At 42.0% G+C, this 18560-nt stretch carries 16 protein-coding genes; 1 reads left to right on the forward strand and 15 read right to left on the reverse strand.

Features of this window, described 5'->3' with window-relative positions:
- Positions 1-9: 9 nt before the first annotated feature.
- The 11 genes from K5Q34_RS08165 to K5Q34_RS08215 all read right to left on the reverse strand — a co-directional run bounded on the left by K5Q34_RS08165 (position 10) and on the right by K5Q34_RS08215 (position 12179).
- Positions 10-324: a PTS cellobiose transporter subunit IIA gene (locus K5Q34_RS08165; RefSeq protein WP_024406570.1), complete on the reverse strand. Its 315-nt coding sequence runs from the start codon at positions 322-324 to the stop codon at positions 10-12.
- Positions 321-2303, reverse strand: a complete 1983-nt coding sequence (locus tag K5Q34_RS08170) for a transcription antiterminator (protein WP_221864826.1) — start codon at positions 2301-2303, stop codon at positions 321-323. The genes K5Q34_RS08165 and K5Q34_RS08170 overlap by 4 nt, the downstream gene beginning before the upstream one ends.
- Positions 2304-2354: 51 nt before the next feature.
- Positions 2355-2672, reverse strand: a complete 318-nt coding sequence (locus K5Q34_RS08175) for a PTS cellobiose transporter subunit IIB (RefSeq protein ID WP_024406568.1) — start codon at positions 2670-2672, stop codon at positions 2355-2357.
- Between the two features lie 284 nt (positions 2673-2956).
- Positions 2957-3196, reverse strand: a complete 240-nt coding sequence (locus K5Q34_RS08180) for a SemiSWEET transporter (protein ID WP_208498144.1) — start codon at positions 3194-3196, stop codon at positions 2957-2959.
- 231 nt (positions 3197-3427) lie between these two features.
- Entirely contained in the window at positions 3428-3748 is a 321-nt protein-coding gene (locus tag K5Q34_RS08185) for a hypothetical protein (RefSeq protein ID WP_221864827.1), read from the reverse strand.
- A gap of 180 nt (positions 3749-3928) precedes the next feature.
- On the reverse strand, positions 3929-5362 hold the full coding sequence (locus K5Q34_RS08190) for a 6-phospho-beta-glucosidase (protein WP_105136333.1): 1434 nt from the start codon (positions 5360-5362) through the stop codon (positions 3929-3931).
- Positions 5363-5491: 129 nt separating this feature from the next.
- The gene (locus K5Q34_RS08195) at positions 5492-6337 is read right to left on the reverse strand and encodes an HAD family hydrolase (RefSeq protein WP_208498146.1); all 846 of its coding nucleotides are present in this window, start codon (positions 6335-6337) and stop codon (positions 5492-5494) included.
- Between the two features lie 141 nt (positions 6338-6478).
- Positions 6479-8239 (reverse strand): dihydrolipoyl dehydrogenase, encoded by a 1761-nt coding sequence (gene lpdA / locus K5Q34_RS08200; protein ID WP_002942398.1) that lies wholly within the window; start codon positions 8237-8239, stop codon positions 6479-6481.
- Between the two features lie 199 nt (positions 8240-8438).
- Positions 8439-9821, reverse strand: a complete 1383-nt coding sequence (locus K5Q34_RS08205; RefSeq protein WP_221864828.1) for a dihydrolipoamide acetyltransferase — start codon at positions 9819-9821, stop codon at positions 8439-8441.
- A 341-nt stretch (positions 9822-10162) separates the two neighbouring features.
- The gene (locus K5Q34_RS08210; RefSeq protein ID WP_002942393.1) at positions 10163-11158 is read right to left on the reverse strand and encodes an alpha-ketoacid dehydrogenase subunit beta; all 996 of its coding nucleotides are present in this window, start codon (positions 11156-11158) and stop codon (positions 10163-10165) included.
- 52 nt (positions 11159-11210) lie between these two features.
- On the reverse strand, positions 11211-12179 hold the full coding sequence (locus K5Q34_RS08215) for a thiamine pyrophosphate-dependent dehydrogenase E1 component subunit alpha (RefSeq protein ID WP_013730549.1): 969 nt from the start codon (positions 12177-12179) through the stop codon (positions 11211-11213).
- Positions 12180-12411: 232 nt separating this feature from the next.
- Between K5Q34_RS08215 and K5Q34_RS08220 the strand changes: the two genes are divergently transcribed.
- Complete coding sequence (locus K5Q34_RS08220) at positions 12412-13071, forward strand: trimeric intracellular cation channel family protein (RefSeq protein WP_024401072.1); 660 nt, start codon at positions 12412-12414, stop codon at positions 13069-13071.
- A 35-nt stretch (positions 13072-13106) separates the two neighbouring features.
- On the opposite strand, the gene K5Q34_RS08225 is transcribed toward K5Q34_RS08220, so the two are convergent.
- From K5Q34_RS08225 to infB, 4 genes are all read right to left on the reverse strand, one after another.
- Positions 13107-14261, reverse strand: a complete 1155-nt coding sequence (locus K5Q34_RS08225; protein ID WP_105136332.1) for a carbohydrate-binding domain-containing protein — start codon at positions 14259-14261, stop codon at positions 13107-13109.
- Positions 14262-14429: 168 nt separating this feature from the next.
- On the reverse strand, positions 14430-15101 hold the full coding sequence (locus tag K5Q34_RS08230) for a colicin lysis protein (RefSeq protein ID WP_105134832.1): 672 nt from the start codon (positions 15099-15101) through the stop codon (positions 14430-14432).
- Positions 15102-15226: 125 nt separating this feature from the next.
- The gene (rbfA, locus tag K5Q34_RS08235; RefSeq protein ID WP_002942382.1) at positions 15227-15580 is read right to left on the reverse strand and encodes a 30S ribosome-binding factor RbfA; all 354 of its coding nucleotides are present in this window, start codon (positions 15578-15580) and stop codon (positions 15227-15229) included.
- A gap of 155 nt (positions 15581-15735) precedes the next feature.
- Complete coding sequence (gene infB, locus K5Q34_RS08240) at positions 15736-18558, reverse strand: translation initiation factor IF-2 (RefSeq protein WP_105151100.1); 2823 nt, start codon at positions 18556-18558, stop codon at positions 15736-15738.
- Between the last annotated feature and the right edge of the window lie 2 nt (positions 18559-18560).

The raw sequence follows: 18560 nt of genomic DNA on the forward strand, positions 1-18560 counted from the left end.
ACATCCTTCTTAGTCCATTCGTTTGTACAATTCAAGCATTTCTAAGGCTACTTCGCGCAAGGTCATGGTTGTCATTAAATGATCTTGAGCGTGTACCATAATGATTTCGATTTTAATTTCAATACCACTAGCATAGTCCTGGAGTAACTTGGTTTGGGCATGGTGTGCTTCTACCAATTCCGTATTTGCTGTTTCTAATTTTTCACTGGCTGTTTCATAATCACCTGCACGCATAGCAGCAAAGGCTTCATGCACTTCTGTTCGTGCTGTACCACTATGCAAGATGATTTGAAAGGCCACAACCTGTAGTTCTTCCTGATTCATCTTCTTCTCCCTATTTTCAAAAATAATTCTCTAAATTCTGCAAAAGAGTGACAAGCTATCATTGCCTCTTGCAAGTCCTCTTCTTCTAATAATTCAACAATCTGCGAGGTCAGTTGCCCCATTCCTTCATTTTCGTAAATAGAAGGGGAAGGTAGGAAAACCAACCGAATATTGTCAACGTGTTGATCCCATGTCAAACCTGCTGGAAGGATAGCTACCGCAATGCGATGTTGCTTGGCGATTGGCTTGATAGGGTGGGGAACTGCTATACTGTTACTAAAAACAACCGAACTCATCTGTTCCCTCTGGGCCATGTACTCTAGTAAGAGTTGGGAAAAACCTGCATCTTCTCCCTGAGAAAGTGCCTGAGCTAGCTGACCTAGGACCTGTGATTTATTTCCTTCGTCTAAGCGGATGAAACACGTTTCTGAGAAGTAATCCTCGAACAACCTTTCCATATCCCTAGGGTGTTTTGGCTCAAATTGCCGAGAAGGCCGAGCTAGAAAACGCATCTGTTTGACAGATTGCTTAATCTGTCTTGCTTCATCAGCAGTAAAGAAGACACTGACCGTAAAGACAGGAATACTGAAGACCAAGTTCGATAGATCGATTGAAGAGATAATAAAATCAATATTCTCCAACCGTTCATCGTTCAAGTCATAGTAGCCGATAACATCTTCTATATGCACGGTATTGCCCAATTCACGTTCAATACGATTGCGGAGGAGCTGTGCACTCCCGTAACCTGTTGCACAAATGACTAAGATACGGTATTTCTGCTTTTCTTTTAGGCGTTCCATAGCGGCCATAAAATGTAGTGCTACGTATGCCACCTCATCATCAGAAATAAGATAGTTTGAAAAGATTGGCATTTCCTGCACTATCTTTCGCGTCATATCAAAGACACGCGCATATTGCTGACGAATTTCGTCTCTCAAAGGATTTTCAAGGTGAACCTTGGTCTGTAGTCGAACAAGCATCGTCGTCAGGTGGGTTATCACTCCCTCTAACAATTGGGAATCCTGTTGAAATTGATATTCTTCCGCACTTGGCGAGGTCTCTAAGACCCTAACTAATTCCTGACGTAATTGTTGGCTATCATCTCCTCGTTCCCCTTTGGTAGTAGCACTTCCTTTAGAAACAAAATGAAGGGTGATATAGTCTGCTTCTTCTTTAGGACAAGAAATTCCGGTTGCCTTATCAATTCGTTGCAAGATTTTTCGTGCTGTTTCTTGCTCTGTCTGATAGAGTTCCGAGTTTAACTCCTCAATTGGAGCCATTCTAAACCCTTCCTGAATACGTCTTAAGGCTAAGGCAATATGAACAACCAAGTTTTGAATGACAAAATCTGACAGTTTCAACTCGGCCTCACGACATTCATCTAGGACGATTAAGGTTAATTCTTCCAAGCTAATAATTGATTGAGTCACATCTCCGTCAATGTAGTTGTGCATACTCTTAAAAAAGTTATCTCGGAAAAAGTAATCCATAATGAAGCGTCGTTTGTCCCGCTCATCCCCTGAGATGTAGACACCCTTATTTGCCTTGCTTTCAATGACCAGATGATACCTATCCAAATCCTGACGAATTTTCTTGAATTCATGGGACAGGGTAGACCGACTGACAAATAATTCTTCTGCCAAGTCATCAAAATAGACTTCTTCTTGCTCAAACAATAGCTTGTTCAAAATATAATTATAACGATCATGACTGTCATTCAAGCTAGAATTTGTTTCCTGCAACAACTGTTGTAGTACACTATTGTTGCTAATTTCCAAACGATAGCCGTAGCCTTGTTTGGAGCAAATACTGGCACCAGAATCGGATAAGGTTTCTAGATAGTGGATCAGTTGTTTCAAATAGGTTCTCACTGTTCTATCTGAGCAAGAGAGGTAATCAGCCAGTTCTTTACTGGTTGTATAGGAATCTCTTTTTTCAATCAGATAGTGAAGAATTTGCCGTTCCTTTTGACTTAGCATTGATATCCCCCGATTTTTATGATATCCCTATTGTAACATCTATTTGTAAACTTACCCGATATTTTCAGTGATTAAAGCAGCCATTTTTTCAATTCCCATTGGGATTGGAATATAGGCCTGTGGCGGAATTTGAGCAATGTTTTTTCCAACTTTTTGAGCAGCTTCTTCAAACTGTTTGTAGAACATTTTCGTTTGAGGGCTAACTAAGTACAAATCGAAAGCACCACTTGCAATAGCCTTGCCTCCTTCTGTTGCATTAATCGCATCAACTTCAATGTCAACTCCTTGACTCTTGAATAACTCTGTTGTTTTTTTAGCCATCAATGAAGATGACATCCCTGCTGCACAGATAATAAGTGCTTTTGCCATAATAATTCTCCTTTGTTTTTGATAGTCTTATTGTAAAAGAAAACGCTGTCATTTTCCATGGGATATTTTTCCGTAGTACAACGGAAAGAAACAAAATACCACTATAATAAATAGTAAGTCACAACCCTAGAATATCTTATGGTAACAAGCACATACAAAAAGAGCTTGGACTTAGTCTTAGCTCTCTTCACACTTTTATTGGAACATAGCCACTGGATTTTATTGGACCGTTTTAGAAGATCTACTGATCATTTTTCGACCCTAGGCTTCTTTCCTCCCCTACCTTATTTATACTTGATCTTATAGAATAGGATAATCCCAGATAGGATAAAGGACATCCCATTTGCTAACATCAAGGCTAAATCACCAATGATGACACCATGGATCAGCCATAGTCCAATCCCAGCAACAGACATACTGTACATCCCCAAAGAAATGGCCTCTGTATCCTTCGTCTTTACTACCTTAATTACCTGAGGTAAGAAACCAAAGGTGGTCAAACAAGCTGCTACAAAACCAATCATATTATTTCCTCACTTTTACCTTTATCTCATTTTTTTGTTATTGGAGCGACGGATGAGGGCTAAAGTCAAGCCCAAATCCACTTTTCAACTTTGTAATGTCATCTCACCCAGTGATTGCTTGGCGTTGACACCTCGGCAACTGTCAAAACTCCTCATTTTTTTGAAAGAAACCGCGTTCTCTTTCTCTAAGATACGAAAAGCCCCACTCAATGTGAGGCTTTCCACCAAAAATTACCACGGCATCAGGAAGAAAGGTGGTTTCACTACGCTAACTTCCTTATTTCCTAACTGATAATGATTTTGGATATGATTCAAGAGTTGTTCCCCATTCATAGCGGTCAAAAAACTATAATATTGTTTACCTTTGAAAACAAGTTCATAGTCCTTGGTTGATTGAATGTCTGGTAATGCTGTTGAATGAAACTGTATCCAAACAACAGCCTTATCATTTTTCTTCGCCATCTGAATCATCAAAAATTGAAATCCCTTAATGAGAGCATAGATTACAAAAGCAACTGCCATTAAGGTGAAGAGCATTTGAAAAATGTTCATTTTATTCCTCCACTATCTGTAAGACAAATTTACAAAGTCGAAAAATTACTGACTACATTTTAGACACCTTCTTTTCTTTGGTGATTCTGATTATACTCTTTTTTTAAGCCTTTTCAATACTTATTTTTGTTTTTTTTTTAGAAAAATCTTCCCTTGAAACAAGGGAAGAAACTTAGGGGGCTAGTTTATAATTTCTCCATTCGTTGCAATCACATTCTTGTACCAAGCAAAAGACTTCTTCGGACTCCGTTGGTAACTACCCTTGCCTTCATCATCTTTATCGACATAGATAAATCCATAGCGTTTGCGCATTTCTCCTGTCCCAGCCGATACCAAATCGATACAACCCCACGGTGTGTATCCCATTAAGTCAACACCGTCCTCTACAACTGCTTTCTTCATTTCTGCAATATGGGCTCCTAGATAATCAATCCGATAATCATCATGGACCATGCCATCTGCTTCCAGCTGATCAATCGCTCCAAAACCATTTTCAACAATGAAAAGTGGTAGGTGGTACATATCTGTAAACCAGTTGAGCGCATAACGAAGACCCTCTGGATCAATTTGCCAATCCCACTCAGATGCCTTTACATAATCATTTCGGACCAAATCTTCTGTTTCCAGATAGTCATAGTGTGGATTTTCTCTATGGTAGCTAATCGCAAAGGACATATAGTAACTAAATCCGATATAATCTACACAACCGGCTAGTAAGTCTGCTTTATCTGCCTCTGTCACATCAATGGCAAATCCTTTACGTTCCCAATACTTAAAGATGTGTTCTGGATAATAACCATGCACGTGTACATCAGCAAAATAATAACGTTTCTGCATAGCTTTCTGTGCAAGTAGGATATCCTTCGGATTACAAGTTGCAGGATAAATTGGACACATGGCAATCATACAACCAATTTGGAAGTCTGGATTAATTTCATGACCTAGCTTGACCGCACGAGCTGAGGCTACTAGCTCATAGTGAGCCGCCTGATACATAATCTCTTCACGATTGTCTCCTTCTTGGTAAACAATTCCAGAGTTTGTGAATGGAGCAAAATCTTCTTGATAATTGGCTTGGTTATTAATCTCATTGAAGGTCATCCAATACTTGACCTTGTCCTTATATCGTGTAAATACGACTTCTGCAAAGCGAACAAAGAAATCAATCAACTTCCTATTCTTCCAACCACCATACTCAGTAACCAAATGATAAGGCATTTCGAAATGAGAAAGGGTAATGACAGGCTCAATGCCATGTTTCAAACACTCATCAAATAAGTCATCATAGAATTGTAAACCTGCTTCATTTGGCTCCAATTCATCTCCTTTTGGAAAAATCCGTGTCCATGCAATAGAGGTACGGAAGCATTTGAAACCTAATTCTGCGAAGAGGGCGACATCTTCCTTGTAACGATGATAAAAATCAATCGCTTCATGATTGGGATAGTATTTCCCCTCTAACACGCCGGGTGTGATTTCACGTGCAACTCCATGTCGGCCAGCAGTCATGACATCTGCTACGCTGATCCCTTTACCTCCAGCCTGCCAACCACCTTCTAACTGGTGAGCTGCAACTGCTCCACCCCATAAGAAACCTTCTTTAAATGTAGACATAGTCTATCCTCCTGATAATGATACCTGTATTATACTGGTCTTTCTAAGAAATGTTAATCGCAATTTCTTCCTTACCACTACGGAAAGAATTCATAATTTAGAACGATAACGTGTTATATGACGAAAAGGTTATTTCTCCAACAAGCCTAATTTTTCAAAGGCATTATAGAGACCGTCATGCTCCACATCGTCTGTGATTATGTCTGCCATAGCCAATATTTCCGCTCCGCCATTTCCCATAGCAACCCCAACCGCACAATACTCTAGCATAGGGATGTCGATCTTGGCGTCTCCAAAGGCAATGGTGTCCGCCTGGCTGGCACCCAAGTGGTCCAGCAAAACGGAAATAGCATGAGCCTTGTCGATGTCTTTCACTCCCAAGTCACCAAAGAGAGCTGACTCTCCGCGGCCACCCCAGGTGTTTGCGACCAAGTTAGGAAAGGCTGCCTTAGAATCCAAGTGGTCCTGGTAGGAATCGAGCACAAAGCTGACCTTGTTGAGATCGTCTCGGTAGAGCTGACCGTCAAAAATCATGCCGTACATGAGATCGTCTACTTCCTGATTGGCCACTTCTTCTGCTGTTTTCCCCTTGTTCATGGAATAGATGCGGAGGGTTTCACGAGCACGTTCACGGAAATTTTCACTGGCAAAGAGGCCATTGTTGCTTTCCAGGTAAAATTCCAGACCGCGTTCATGAAGCCAATCCACAATCGCTCGGCTATCCTCTTCTGATAAGAGTTGGTGCATGATGACCTGACCTTGATGCTCGACATAAGAGCCGTTGCCACCAATCATTCCGTCCAAGCCAATTTCCCATAGTTCTGGCTGCATTTCCGCTCGGCTCCTACCAGTACACACATAGACCAAATGCCCATTTTCTCTAGCCTGCCGAATAGCACGAATAGCTGATTCGGGAATCCGATTGTGGTAGTCTACCAATGTCCCGTCAACATCTAAAAAAATAATTTTTGACATCATTCGTTCTCCTTCTTAGTTTATAGTGCTATTATAATTTGTTTTACTCTATAAAAACAGGCCTAAACTGCGATAGACTGATACTATGCTATGAAAATACAAAAAAAGAAAGCCACGTGGACTTTCTTTTCATTTATCATATTATTTACGTTTTGGTGGGTTGTGAATCGCCACACCAAGAACATCAAGGAAGGCTTCGTACATAACTTCTGAGAAGGTTGGGTGACCGTGGATAGATGCTGCCACGTCGTCAACTGTCAACTCAGATTCCATGATGGTTGCTGCTTCGTTGATCATTTCAGCTGCAACTGGACCGATAATGTGAACCCCAAGGATTTCATGGTATTTCTTATCAGCGATAACTTTTACGAAACCATGTGCTTCGTTAGAAGCGATTGCACGACCGTTACCAGTGAAGCTGTTGCGACCGATAAGGATATTTTCTTTACCGTATTTCTCGATCGCTTGGTCTTCTGTCAAACCAACCATAGCGATTTCTGGGTGTGTGTAAACCGCTGCTGGTGTGAAGTCCAATTTAGCTTTGTGGTGGTTACCATGGATTGCGTTTTCAGCTGCCACTTCACCCATACGGTAAGCAGCGTGGGCCAACATCTTAGTACCGTTGACATCACCTGGTGCGTAAATACCTGGGATAGACGTTTCTTGGTATTCGTTGACCTTGATGCGACCGCGGTCCAATTCAAGGTTGAGATTTTCAAGACCAGCCAATTGTGGTACACGTCCGATTGAAAGAAGGGCTTTTTCAGAAACGATTTCTGAACCGTCGTTCAATTTGATTGTCAATTGGTTGTTGGCTTCAACGATTTCAGATACACCAACGGATGTCAAGAATTTCATACCTTTCTTAGAAAGGACTTTTTGCAATTCAACAGACACTTCGCGGTCCATACCTGGAATGATACGGTCAGCCATTTCAACAACTGTTACTTCTGTACCGTAGGATGCGTAAACCAAACCAAGTTCCACACCGACTACGCCACCACCCATAACAGTGAGTGACTTAGGAATTTCACGCAAGTCAAGGATATCATCAGAAGTCAAGACCAACTTAGAATCAATACCTGGGATGTTGATGCGTGATACTTTCGAACCTGTTGCAAGAATAATGCTGCGACCTTTGATGACTTTATCGCCAATGACAACTGTCTTGTCAGGGTTTACTTGACCAAGACCATTGAAGATGGTTACCTTGTTAGCTTTCAAGAGGCCAGCTACACCACCTGTCAAGGTCTTGACAACCTTGTTCTTGAAGTCAACTGTCTTATCCATGTCAACGGTGTAGTTGGTTGAAGCAAGGTTGATACCACGCTCAGCCGCAATCTTCAAGCCGTCAAGGATTTCAGCGTTTTTAAGGTAGGTCTTAGTTGGGATACAACCCTTGTTCAAGCAGGTACCACCAAATTCTGATTTCTCAACGATAGCGATTTTACCGCCTAATTGAGCACCACGAATAGCAGCGTAGTAACCAGCAGGACCACCACCGACAACAACCATGTCGTACTCGTCAGCTGCCAATTCAGCCTTAGGAGCTTGTGGAGCTGCTGCAGGAGCTGCAGGTACTTCCAAACCAGCTGCTTTCAAGTCAGCAGTTGCTTGAGCAACCTCAGCTGGAGCAGGTGCAGCACCCACTTCAACTGTTTCACCTTCTGCACCAAGGTAAGCAATGACTTCTGTTACAGGAACTGTTGCACCGTTACCGTGAACGATTTTCAAAAGAACACCTGATTCTTCTGCTTCCAATTCCATGCTTGTCTTGTCTGACATCATCTCCAAGATAACATCACCTTCGTTGACAAAATCACCTTCTTGTTTTTTCCACTCGATGATTTCGCCTTCTTGCATATCGACACCAAGTTTCGGCATAATAATTTCAATTGCCATGTTTAAGATACCAAGAGCGAAGAGAAAGCGACTGAAAAAATTAATAAATCGTAGAAAATCCTGATTTTCTAAACGAATTATCTATTTTTCCGAGCTTTCCACTCGGGTTCAATTGCTAAAACTCTCTCGCTCTTATTCCCTTTCTTTATTTTCTATTCAGAAATCTACATTCCTTTATTTTCGACCAATAAAAACCTTATCAGATCAATAATTCCAATGGGTTTTCCAGCAAGTTCTTCAAGTCAACCATGAACTTAGCACCATTCATACCATCAATGATACGGTGGTCGATGGTCAAGCAGAGTGCCATGATTGGACGGATTTTGATTTCACCGTCGATAACAACTGGTGTTTGAACAGTTGATGCTACACCAAGGATTGCTGAGTTTGGTTGGTTGATGATTGGGTTAAAGGTTTTAGTACCAAACATACCCAAGTTGGTGATAGAGAAGGTCGAACCTGACATTTCAGCCCCCTTCAACTTACCAGATTGAGCCTTCTTGATGACATCTTTCGAAGCCACCACAAAGTCAGATAAGCTCATCTTATCTGCGCCGTGAACAACTGGCACCACCAAGCCATCATCTAGACCTACTGCGATACCAAGGTTGACGAACTTGTGTAATTCGATTTCTTGTGCATCGTTAATCAAAGATGCGTTCATATAACGGTGTTCTTCTTTCATCAAAGTACGAACAACCGCAAGACCAATCAAGTCTGTAAAGGTTACTTTCAAACCAGTCTTGTTCATGATTGGCTCAAGGACTTGCTTACGAAGTGCCATGAGGTTGGTCATGTCGATATCGTAGTTAAGCGTAAAGGTTGGAGCTGTCAAGTAAGAGTTGACCATACCTTTTGAAATTGCCTTACGCATTGGGCTCATCTTAATGATTTCAACGCCTTCTGGCAATTCTTTAGCTGGTTTCTCTTCAGCTTTTGGTGCTGGAGCAGCAGTTTCTACAGCTGCAGGAGCAAGTACTGCAAGAACGTCGTCCTTAACAATCTTACCGTTGACACCTGAACCTGTAAGGGTTGACAAGTCAACACCTTGGTCTGCTGCAATACGGGCTGCAAGCGGAGTTGCTTTGGGAGCTGCTCCCTTGAAGTCTTCGACGTCAACCTTGTGGACACGACCGTTAGCACCTGTTCCTGGAACAAGACCCAAATCAATTCCAAGCTCACGCGCCAATTTACGTGCTGCTGGAGTCGCACGAACCTTGCCACCACCTTGTGGTTTGGCAGCAGTTGCAGGAGCAACAATCACTGGTGTACGACCTGCAGGTACTTCTTCAATAGCCGCTGCTGGTTCAACGGCAGGAGTACTTCCAGCTTCAACCGTCTCACCTTCTGCACCGATGTAGGCGATAACTTCTGTTACAGGAACGGTAGCACCATTTCCATGAACAATTTTCAATAGGACGCCTGACTCTTCTGCTTCCAGCTCCATGCTGGTCTTGTCAGACATCATTTCCAAGATGACGTCGCCTTCATTGACGAAATCGCCCTCTTGTTTTTTCCACTCGATGATTTCACCTTCTTGCATGTCCACACCGAGCTTAGGCATAATGATTTCAATAGCCATAATTATGATACAAAGAACGTCCAAATGCGACCGAATTTTAGGAGTCCAACGCAGGATGCTTCACATCCAAGGCGGACTATCTAAATTCCGAGCATTTAGTTCGTGTTCTAATCCTTTCTTTCAGTTTCTTACCTTGTCAAGAACCAAACCAGACTTCGACAAGCGAAGTGGCTTAATTCTTTTCCAAGCATTCTTAGTCATGCTAGAATATTTTATTTCTAGCATATTAGGGTTATCGTCTTTCCGATTGCTTTTCTGACAAGTCAATTTGGTGCAGGTATAACTGACCTTAGACAAGCCAAATCAACACAGCCAGAAAAGATAAGCGAATGACGATAAGATTAACCCTTGTTTACTTGCTTGTAGATTGCCGCTTTGATTTTCTCTACGTTTGGCAATACTGCGTTTTCAAGAATGTTTGCGTAAGGAACTGGTACATCGTCTGAAGCGATACGGATGATTGGTGCATCCAAGTAGTCAAAGGCTTCACTTTCTGTGATGATTGATGCGATTTCACCGATGAAACCACCTGTTTTGTAAGCATCGTTAACCAAGATAACCTTACCAGTTTTCTTCACAGATTCGATGATCAATTCTTTATCCAATGGGATAAGGGTACGTGGGTCAACCACTTCTACGCTGATGCCTTCTGCAGCTACTTCTTCAGCCGCTTTCAAGGCACGTTCCAACATACGACCGTATGAAATAATGGTTACATCCGTACCTTCACGTTTGATTTCACCTTTACCAAGTGGAATGTAGAAATCTGGGTCCAAGTTCACTTCTTCTTTTTTACCGTAAAGAGCTTTTGGCTCCAAGAAGATAACTGGGTTGTTGTCAAGGATAGATGATTTCAAGAGACCTTTTGCATCGTTAGCTGTACCAGGTGCAACAACTTTGATACCTGGGATGTGAGTCAACCAAGCTTCAAGAGATTGTGAGTGCTGTGCCGCTGAACCGATACCTGATCCAGATGCCACACGGAAGGTTACAGGTGTTTTCAAGCCACCACCAAACATATAGTTGGTTTTAGCCGCTTGGTTAACAATCGCATCAAGGGCAATTGTGATGAAGTCCATGAAAGTCAAGTCAACGATTGGACGAAGACCCGTTTGAGCCGCACCAACCGCAGAACCAGCGATTGCAGCCTCAGAGATAGGCGTGTCGCGAACGCGTTTTGGACCAAACTCGTCCAACATACCAACAGATGTACCGAAGTCACCGCCGTAGATACCGACGTCTTCACCCATCAAGAATACTTTTTCATCCTTACGCATTTCTTCGCTCTGAGCCAAGTTAATCGCTTCACGCAAGGCCATTACTTTTGTTTCAGCCATTTTAAAATTTCTCCTACTTATATCAAAAATTTTCTTCAATCTGGACAGTAGATTAGTCTACGAAAACATCTTCGTAAGCTACTGAGATGTCTGGATCTGGGCTTTCTTGTGCGAATTTCACAGATGCTTCTACTTGTTCTGCAACTTGTGCTTCGATGGCATCCAATTCTTCGTCTGTCGCAATCTTGTTTTCTGTCAAGTATTTGCGGTATTTCTTAAGTGGGTCTTTTGCTTTCCACTCGTTAACTTCTTCTTTTGTACGGTAGACACCTGCATCGGCAGTTGAGTGACCAAACCAGCGGTATGACTCAACCTCAACCATTGCTGGTCCGTTTCCTGCACGAACGTACTCGATGACTTCTTGCATTTTTTCATAAACAGCAATGACGTCGTTACCATCCTCAACATAGTGACCTGGAATACCGTATGCTGCTGCACGTTGGTAGAGATGAGGAATCTTAGTTGAGTAAGAAATATCTGTTGAGATACCGTAGCGGTTGTTTGTAATGAAGAAGATAACTGGCAAGTTCCAAACTGCCGCCAAGTTCATTGATTCATGGAAGGAACCTTCGTTAGTAGCTGAATCACCTGAGAAGGCAATAACAATGTTATCTGTACCAAGGTATTGTTGCGTAAGGGCTGCACCAACTGCAAGGGCATAACCACCACCTACGATACCGTTTGAACCAAAGTTTCCTTTTTCAACGTTTGCCAAGTGCATAGAACCACCACGGCCTTTTGATGTACCAGTTGCCTTACCAGCAAGCTCAGCCATCATGCCATTGATGTCAATACCTTTTGCAATAACGTGACCGTGACCACGGTGATGTGAGAAGATGATGTCCTCATCTGTCAATCCAGCAATAGGTCCAACAGCTGCAGCTTCTTCACCGACTGAGAAGTGAGTCATACCTTGTACGAAACCGCGACGCACTAATTTATTTAATTTCATATCAACATCACGGATTTGTTGCATTTTCAAGAACATGTCCAAATGTTGTTCTTTTGTGATAGATACCATAATTTCCTCCAAAGTTTTTTCTCTTTCTGTACTATGATAGACCAATATTTCACAAATGGCAAGTAATTGAACCGTTTTCTTTTTACAGAAATTTTCGTGAAAACCTTGATTTAGTGCGTTTTTTCACAAATTCCAAAAAGATTTATCCTCCTTGTTTGAAACTTTTTTCACAAACTTTAACATGAGCTTGCACGCCGTCTTTCTTTCTGTTAATATAGGTACGGAGGTTCTTATGGAATTCGATTTATTTCTTATGATTTGTAACTACGTAGGCACTATCGCATTTGCTGTTTCGGGGGCCGTAAAAGGATTTAAGAAAAAGTTAGATATTTTTGGAATTAGCTTGCTCGGCATCATTACCGCCGTTGGTGGGGGAATTATTCGAGATACGATGGCCAATCGCATTCCTACTGCTCTGACCGATCCTACAGCCATCTATTTATCTCTCGGAGTAGCGATTAGCATGTACTTGATTGTTATCAATCTAAAGCAGGACAAACCACTTGATAAGAAGATGATTCATTTCCTTTCCCAGACAAACCTTATCTTTGATGCAATCGGTCTAGCCATCTTCGCCCTCATTGGAGCCAGTACTGGCATCTCTCTCCAGCTAAACGCTCTAACCAGTGGTATTCTGGCAGCTTTGACAGGTGTCGGAGGCGGAATCGCCCGTGATTTACTCGTCAATGAAACACCTATTGTTCTTAAAGAAGATGTCTATGCTGTCCTTGCATTTTTCTCAGGAGTCCTCTATCATCTTTGCGTTGTAAATTGGAAATTACCACAAATTCCAACCTTCATCACTATTTTTACCATTTCTTTAGTCATTCGATTATTGGTAATTAAATACAAAATCAATCTTCCAAATATGGAAAGCAAACGAAAGGTCTGAGTTCGTCAACTCAGACCTTTTTGTATTATTATTGATTACCAGCCACCGTGACCTCCTGAACCTGGTCCTGTTGCTGTGATTTGAGTAATCTGCTCACCGTTAACTGTCACAGTACCTCCTGTCAATTCAGCAGTTCCATCGAAGTCAAAAGCAGATTGAGCTGTTACATCGATTGTACCACCGGAGATATAAATGTCTCCATTAGCATCAAAGGCATCCGTATCCCCACTACCTACAGCCACTTTCAAGTCACCGCCAGTTACCTTGATAAAGATATCTGATGAAGTTGTGCTCGCTGCATTAATGGCATCATCTGAACCGTAAACATCTAAGGTACCACCATTGATGGTAATATTGGTTCCTTCAAGTGCTTCTACTGATTCTGGAACTTTGATTGTCCCACCGTCAATGGTCAAGTTTGTCTCGGCCTTGATGCCATCGTCACCAGCCTTAACTGTGATTTCACCACCTGTAATCGTTGTGTAACCTTTTGTCGTATCTGTATCATTGGTTGACTTGATACCATCACCACCTGCTGTTACATTGATTGTACCACCATTGATTGTCAATGAATCCTTACCACGGATACCATCATCCACTGCAGTGACGGTAATGTTTCCTGAATTCACGACAAGGTCGTCCGTCGATACAATACCATCTTGGAAGTTCCCCTCAACTGTCAAGCTACCATTACCAGTGATGGTCAAATCTGCTTCAACATGGATAGCCCCCTCAATATTGGTGTCTGTATGATTGCTGGTATCTTTCACTGTATTCGTCGTACCATCTTTGATTTCCAATTCAACATTATCAGCATTAATAACATTGATTGCTGCAGTATCTGAACTTGAAATCTCAGCACCTGCTAGAATGATGCGAACATTGGCATCTGTTTCAACCGTTACACCAGCTGTTGTTGAACCAGTCAAAATATAGGTTCCTCCCTCAGTAATTTTCAAGCCATCATTTGAAAGCGTCACTTCTGTCGTTGGAAGGGCTGACCAGTCAATAGATGACGAGCTCGAATCTGATGAAGTGCTATTATTTGAAGTTGTCGCTACACTTGTCTGACTAGTTGCTGCTGAGCTTGCAGTCGTCGTTGAACTTGAAGTAGATGAACATGCTGCTAAGACACCAAGACTCATAAGAGTAACACCAGAGTAAAGTAATTTTTTTAGATTTATTTTCATAATAAAGATTCCTTTTCTTTCTTTAGGAAGTCGTATCCCTTCCTGATATGCTCCCAGTTTACCTTTCCTTCCTAAAAGAAAGATTAAAGATTGCCAAAAGAAAACTTAAAGTTCTTAGGAACTACAAAAGGCCGGGAAACCCAGCCTAGGAATAATCATTGATAAAATCTATAACTTAACCCAATGCAAGCTTTTCAACTCAAGCAAGGGAGAAGTTTCAGGATTGGTATCTGATTCAGAAATGCGTTTTAAACCTGGAATCATCGCATTGTATTGATAAATGCGAAAAACACCATCTCCTTCAAATAAGTATGTTCCATCCTGTAAAGGACGAAGTAGGGCGTCCGGTCCAATTTCAAATCCAAGATTGCGGAAATTATCCACCAAACGTAGACTCTCATCGGCAAGCTGAGTATAGAGGTCAATTAAGACATATTCTCCCGACTTGTCCAAAGCTAGAAGCAGCTCCTCTGTACCATCATGGTTGACATCATACAAACTATAAAATATTCCACTATATTCTTGCCCCTGGCTAGTTAATAAGCTCAGATAGCTACTGACCTCATCCTGATTGATTGCCTCAGCAGGCTGCCCCATATTCGCTTGATAACGATCAATAACTGATTGGTATACCTCACTTAGCTCAGGAGTGGTCGCTGAGGATGCTTGCGTCTCGGAGCTAGATGCTATTGTTGACGCTTGCTGCAAACTAGAACTATCTGAAACTTGGCTTGAAGTACTAGAACTAGAACTCTCACCACCTTTTACCTGATTAGACTGACAAGCAGCTAATAGTACAACCGTGGACACTAACATCAGTTTACTAATAAATGTTTTCATAACTTCCTCCTGTGCTCTATCTTTGGTCTTAGTATAACATCTTTCCGAAGGCTTGTAAACGCCACCATATATGGACAAAGCATCCAATCCAAAAAAAGCCGAATGTTTCCATCCGACTTTTGTTGTTAATCTTTCTGATCAAGAGCACGCAACATTTGGTCAATTTTATTACCGTACTCAATTGATTGGTCTTTTTCAAAGACCAAATCCGGAATTTTATAAAGAGTTAACTTACGACCAAGTTCTCTCTTAATGGTTCCCGTCGCTTTTTCAAGACCCGTTTGTGCTTTTTGATTATCGGATGCCAAATTACTCATGATTGTGTAGTAAACCTTGGCCATTGACAAATCGCCGACCATCTGAACATCTGTAATGGTCACTCCCTGCACACGTGGATCACGAACTTTCTTTTGCAAAATCTCATTGACTTCGCGCTTGATTTCCATCCCGACACGGTCTGTACGAAAATGATTCGCCATATTCTTTCCTTTCTTAGATGATAGAAAAGCTGAGTTTCCCCAGCTTGAATAATCCAAGTAGATTAAAAACTATTGCTTTAAAACCTACTAAAATCTATTAAATTGTCACTTCCTCGACAAAATCACTTGTCTATGATTTTGACAGTGAGAAAATATTATTTTTTGATTTCTTCCATGATGTAAGCTTCAATGGTATCATCAACTTTCAAGTCGTTGTAGTTCTCAATCATCAAACCACCCTCTTGGGCATTACCAACTTCTTTCACGTCATCTTTATAGCGTTTCAAACTAGCTAGTTTACCATCAAATACTACAACACCATCACGGATAACTCGAACACTTGAATCACGGGTAACTTTACCACGAACAACCATGAAACCACCGATCGTTCCAACTTTGGATACCTTGAAGGTTTCACGAATGATTGCCTCACCAATGATTTTTTCTTCATATTCTGGGTCAAGCATACCTTTCATGGCATCTTCCATCTCTTCGATAACCTTGTAAATGATGCTGTGAAGACGTACTTCAACATCATCTGCTTCAGCTTGGTTACGTGCTTCAGCTGTTGGACGAACGTTGAAACCAATCACAAGAGCATTTGAAGCTTCCGCAAGAGTAATGTCTGATTCGTTGATGGCACCAACTGCAGAGTGGACGATATTAACACGTACTCCCTCTACTTCAATCTTTTGAAGCGATGATGCAAGTGCTTCAACTGAACCTTGTACGTCAGCCTTGATAATCACATTAACTGACTTAACCTCACCTGCTTTAAGGGTATCAAAGAGGTTTTCAAGACTAACTCGTTGCGTTGCTTGACGCTGTTTAAGAAGAGCACGTTTAGCACGTTCTTCACCTGCTGCACGAGCTGATTTCTCATCCTCGTAAACTGCAAAGTGATCGCCTGCCATAGGAGCTTCGTTCAAACCAGTAATAGATACCGGTGTAGATGGACCAGCAGTTTTAACACGACGACCAAGGTCGTTTGTCATGGCACGAACACGTCCGAAGGTATTTCCGACAACGATTGGGTCTTGAACATTAAGTGTCCCTTGTTGAATGAGGAGGGTTGCAACCGCACCTTTCCCTTTATCCAAATGCGCTTCGATAACTGTACCAATCGCACGAACAGTTGGGTCTGCCTTCAGTTCTTGAATTTCAGCAACCAAAAGAACAGTTTCCAACAATTCATCAATGTTTTGGTTAAACTTAGCTGAGATTTCTACAAATTCAGATTCTCCACCCCAAGCGGTTGAGATAACACCGTGCTCAGCCAATTCACCGATGACACGCTCTGGGTTTGCACCTGGCTTGTCAATCTTGTTGATAGCTACAATGATTGGCACATTAGCTGCTTTTGAGTGGTTGATAGCCTCAATTGTTTGTGGCATGACACCATCATCTGCTGCAACGACTAGGATGGTCAAGTCGGTAACAGATGCTCCACGTGCACGCATAGAAGTAAAGGCCGCGTGTCCTGGAGTATCCAAGAAGGTAATTTTCTTACCAGCTTCCTCAATTTGGTAGGCACCGATATGCTGTGTGATACCACCAGCTTCTCCAGTAGCAACACGAGAATTACGTAGGGTATCCAACAAGGTTGTTTTACCATGGTCAACGTGTCCCATGATAGTCACAACAGGTGGGCGTTCTGTCATCTCTTCTTCATTGAGGTAGCCCTCTTCTACGAAGAAACGCTCAATATCTGCGTTATCGACCTCTACCTTTTCTTTCGCTTCAATACCATAATCAACCATGAGGAGTTCGATAGTATCTCCATCCAAAGATTGGTTTTGAGTCGCCATAACTCCCATAAGGAAGAGTTTTTTCACAATTTCAGCAGGTTCACGTTTGATCCGTTTTGCAATTTCTGCGACGGTCATGCCAGCAGTATATTCAAATTCAGTTGGCAATTCGTGGAACTTGCGTTCTGTGACAGGTTTGGCAGGTTGGTTAGCCTTGCCTTTTTTATTTTTCTTGTTGTTATTCCAGTTACTTGTTCTTTGATTTCTCACTTGATTTTGACTATTTCGATTTCTTTGTTGTTTCCGTGGACCATCTTCTTCGTCACTATTAAAGTCACGTTTTTTATCTGGTCGAGCTTGTTTCTTACGACGGGTATCTACAGTAGTTTCTGCAACTTGCTCTGGTACCGATGCAACAGGTGCTGGCTTCACAAATGGTTTGCTTTCCACAACCGGTTCTTCAAACTTAATTTCTTTTGGCTTCTTAGGTTGCTTCTTAGCTTCCTGAGCCTGACGAAAACGTTCTTCACTAGTACGAGCATACTCCGCATTTTGTTCTGCTTTCAAAGCAGCAGCACGCGCTTTGAAGTCAATTTTAGGTCCTGCTGGTTTTGCAGCCTCTCTTTGTTCAAAGCGAGCTGACTGACCTGAACGGTTGTCCTGACGACGGTTGTCACGATTATCGCGACGATCACCAAATCGGTTGTCTTTCCGCTCTTCTGAACGCTGGTCACGACGATTGTCGCGTCGATCATTTCGCTCATTGTTTGAACGTCCCTGACCTTGTTGACGGTTATCACGACGGTCCTGACCAGATTTAGCTTGACCACCTTTTCCTTGACCCTGAGCTCGCTTAGCTGCCTGCTCTTTGGCACGTGCTTCACGTTCTGCCTTAAAGTTTCGACTCTGTGGACGATGTGGAGCTGATTGTACTGCACTTGTCGCAACTTCTTCTTTTACTACTGGCTGTGTTTCCTTAGCTTTTTCTACCTTGGCTGTTTCCACTTTTGGAGTTTCATCAACCTTCTCAGGCTTGCTAACTTTTGCCGCAACTTTAGTTGCCTCTGATTTTTGTCCACCAAAGCTTTCTGCAAGGCGTTTAGCACTTGCTTCATCTACGCTTGAAGCATGGCTCTTGACTTCAAAGCCCAATTCTTGAGCCTTAGCAACAACTTCCTTACTGCTTACGCCTAATTCACGGGCTATTTCATTCAATCTCTTCTTAGACAATG

The sequence above is a fragment of the Streptococcus sp. 2018110 genome (genome assembly GCF_019754115.1).
In the GTDB taxonomy this organism is placed as follows: Bacteria; Bacillota; Bacilli; order Lactobacillales; family Streptococcaceae; genus Streptococcus; species Streptococcus hashimotonensis.

Bases quoted from the DNA above. Each gene is read 5' to 3' on its own strand.
- K5Q34_RS08165 (WP_024406570.1), bottom strand. From the start codon at position 324: ATGAATCAGGAAGAACTACAGGTTGTGGCCTTTCAAATCATCTTGCAT.
- K5Q34_RS08170 (WP_221864826.1), bottom strand. From the start codon at position 2,303: ATGCTAAGTCAAAAGGAACGGCAAATTCTTCACTATCTGATTGAAAAA.
- K5Q34_RS08175 (WP_024406568.1), bottom strand. From the start codon at position 2,672: ATGGCAAAAGCACTTATTATCTGTGCAGCAGGGATGTCATCTTCATTG.
- K5Q34_RS08180 (WP_208498144.1), bottom strand. From the start codon at position 3,196: ATGATTGGTTTTGTAGCAGCTTGTTTGACCACCTTTGGTTTCTTACCT.
- K5Q34_RS08185 (WP_221864827.1), bottom strand. From the start codon at position 3,748: ATGAACATTTTTCAAATGCTCTTCACCTTAATGGCAGTTGCTTTTGTA.
- K5Q34_RS08190 (WP_105136333.1), bottom strand. From the start codon at position 5,362: ATGTCTACATTTAAAGAAGGTTTCTTATGGGGTGGAGCAGTTGCAGCT.
- K5Q34_RS08195 (WP_208498146.1), bottom strand. From the start codon at position 6,337: ATGTCAAAAATTATTTTTTTAGATGTTGACGGGACATTGGTAGACTAC.
- lpdA (WP_002942398.1), bottom strand. From the start codon at position 8,239: ATGGCAATTGAAATTATTATGCCGAAACTTGGTGTCGATATGCAAGAA.
- K5Q34_RS08205 (WP_221864828.1), bottom strand. From the start codon at position 9,821: ATGGCTATTGAAATCATTATGCCTAAGCTCGGTGTGGACATGCAAGAA.
- K5Q34_RS08210 (WP_002942393.1), bottom strand. From the start codon at position 11,158: ATGGCTGAAACAAAAGTAATGGCCTTGCGTGAAGCGATTAACTTGGCT.
- K5Q34_RS08215 (WP_013730549.1), bottom strand. From the start codon at position 12,179: ATGGTATCTATCACAAAAGAACAACATTTGGACATGTTCTTGAAAATG.
- K5Q34_RS08220 (WP_024401072.1), top strand. From the start codon at position 12,412: ATGGAATTCGATTTATTTCTTATGATTTGTAACTACGTAGGCACTATC.
- K5Q34_RS08225 (WP_105136332.1), bottom strand. From the start codon at position 14,261: ATGAAAATAAATCTAAAAAAATTACTTTACTCTGGTGTTACTCTTATG.
- K5Q34_RS08230 (WP_105134832.1), bottom strand. From the start codon at position 15,101: ATGAAAACATTTATTAGTAAACTGATGTTAGTGTCCACGGTTGTACTA.
- rbfA (WP_002942382.1), bottom strand. From the start codon at position 15,580: ATGGCGAATCATTTTCGTACAGACCGTGTCGGGATGGAAATCAAGCGC.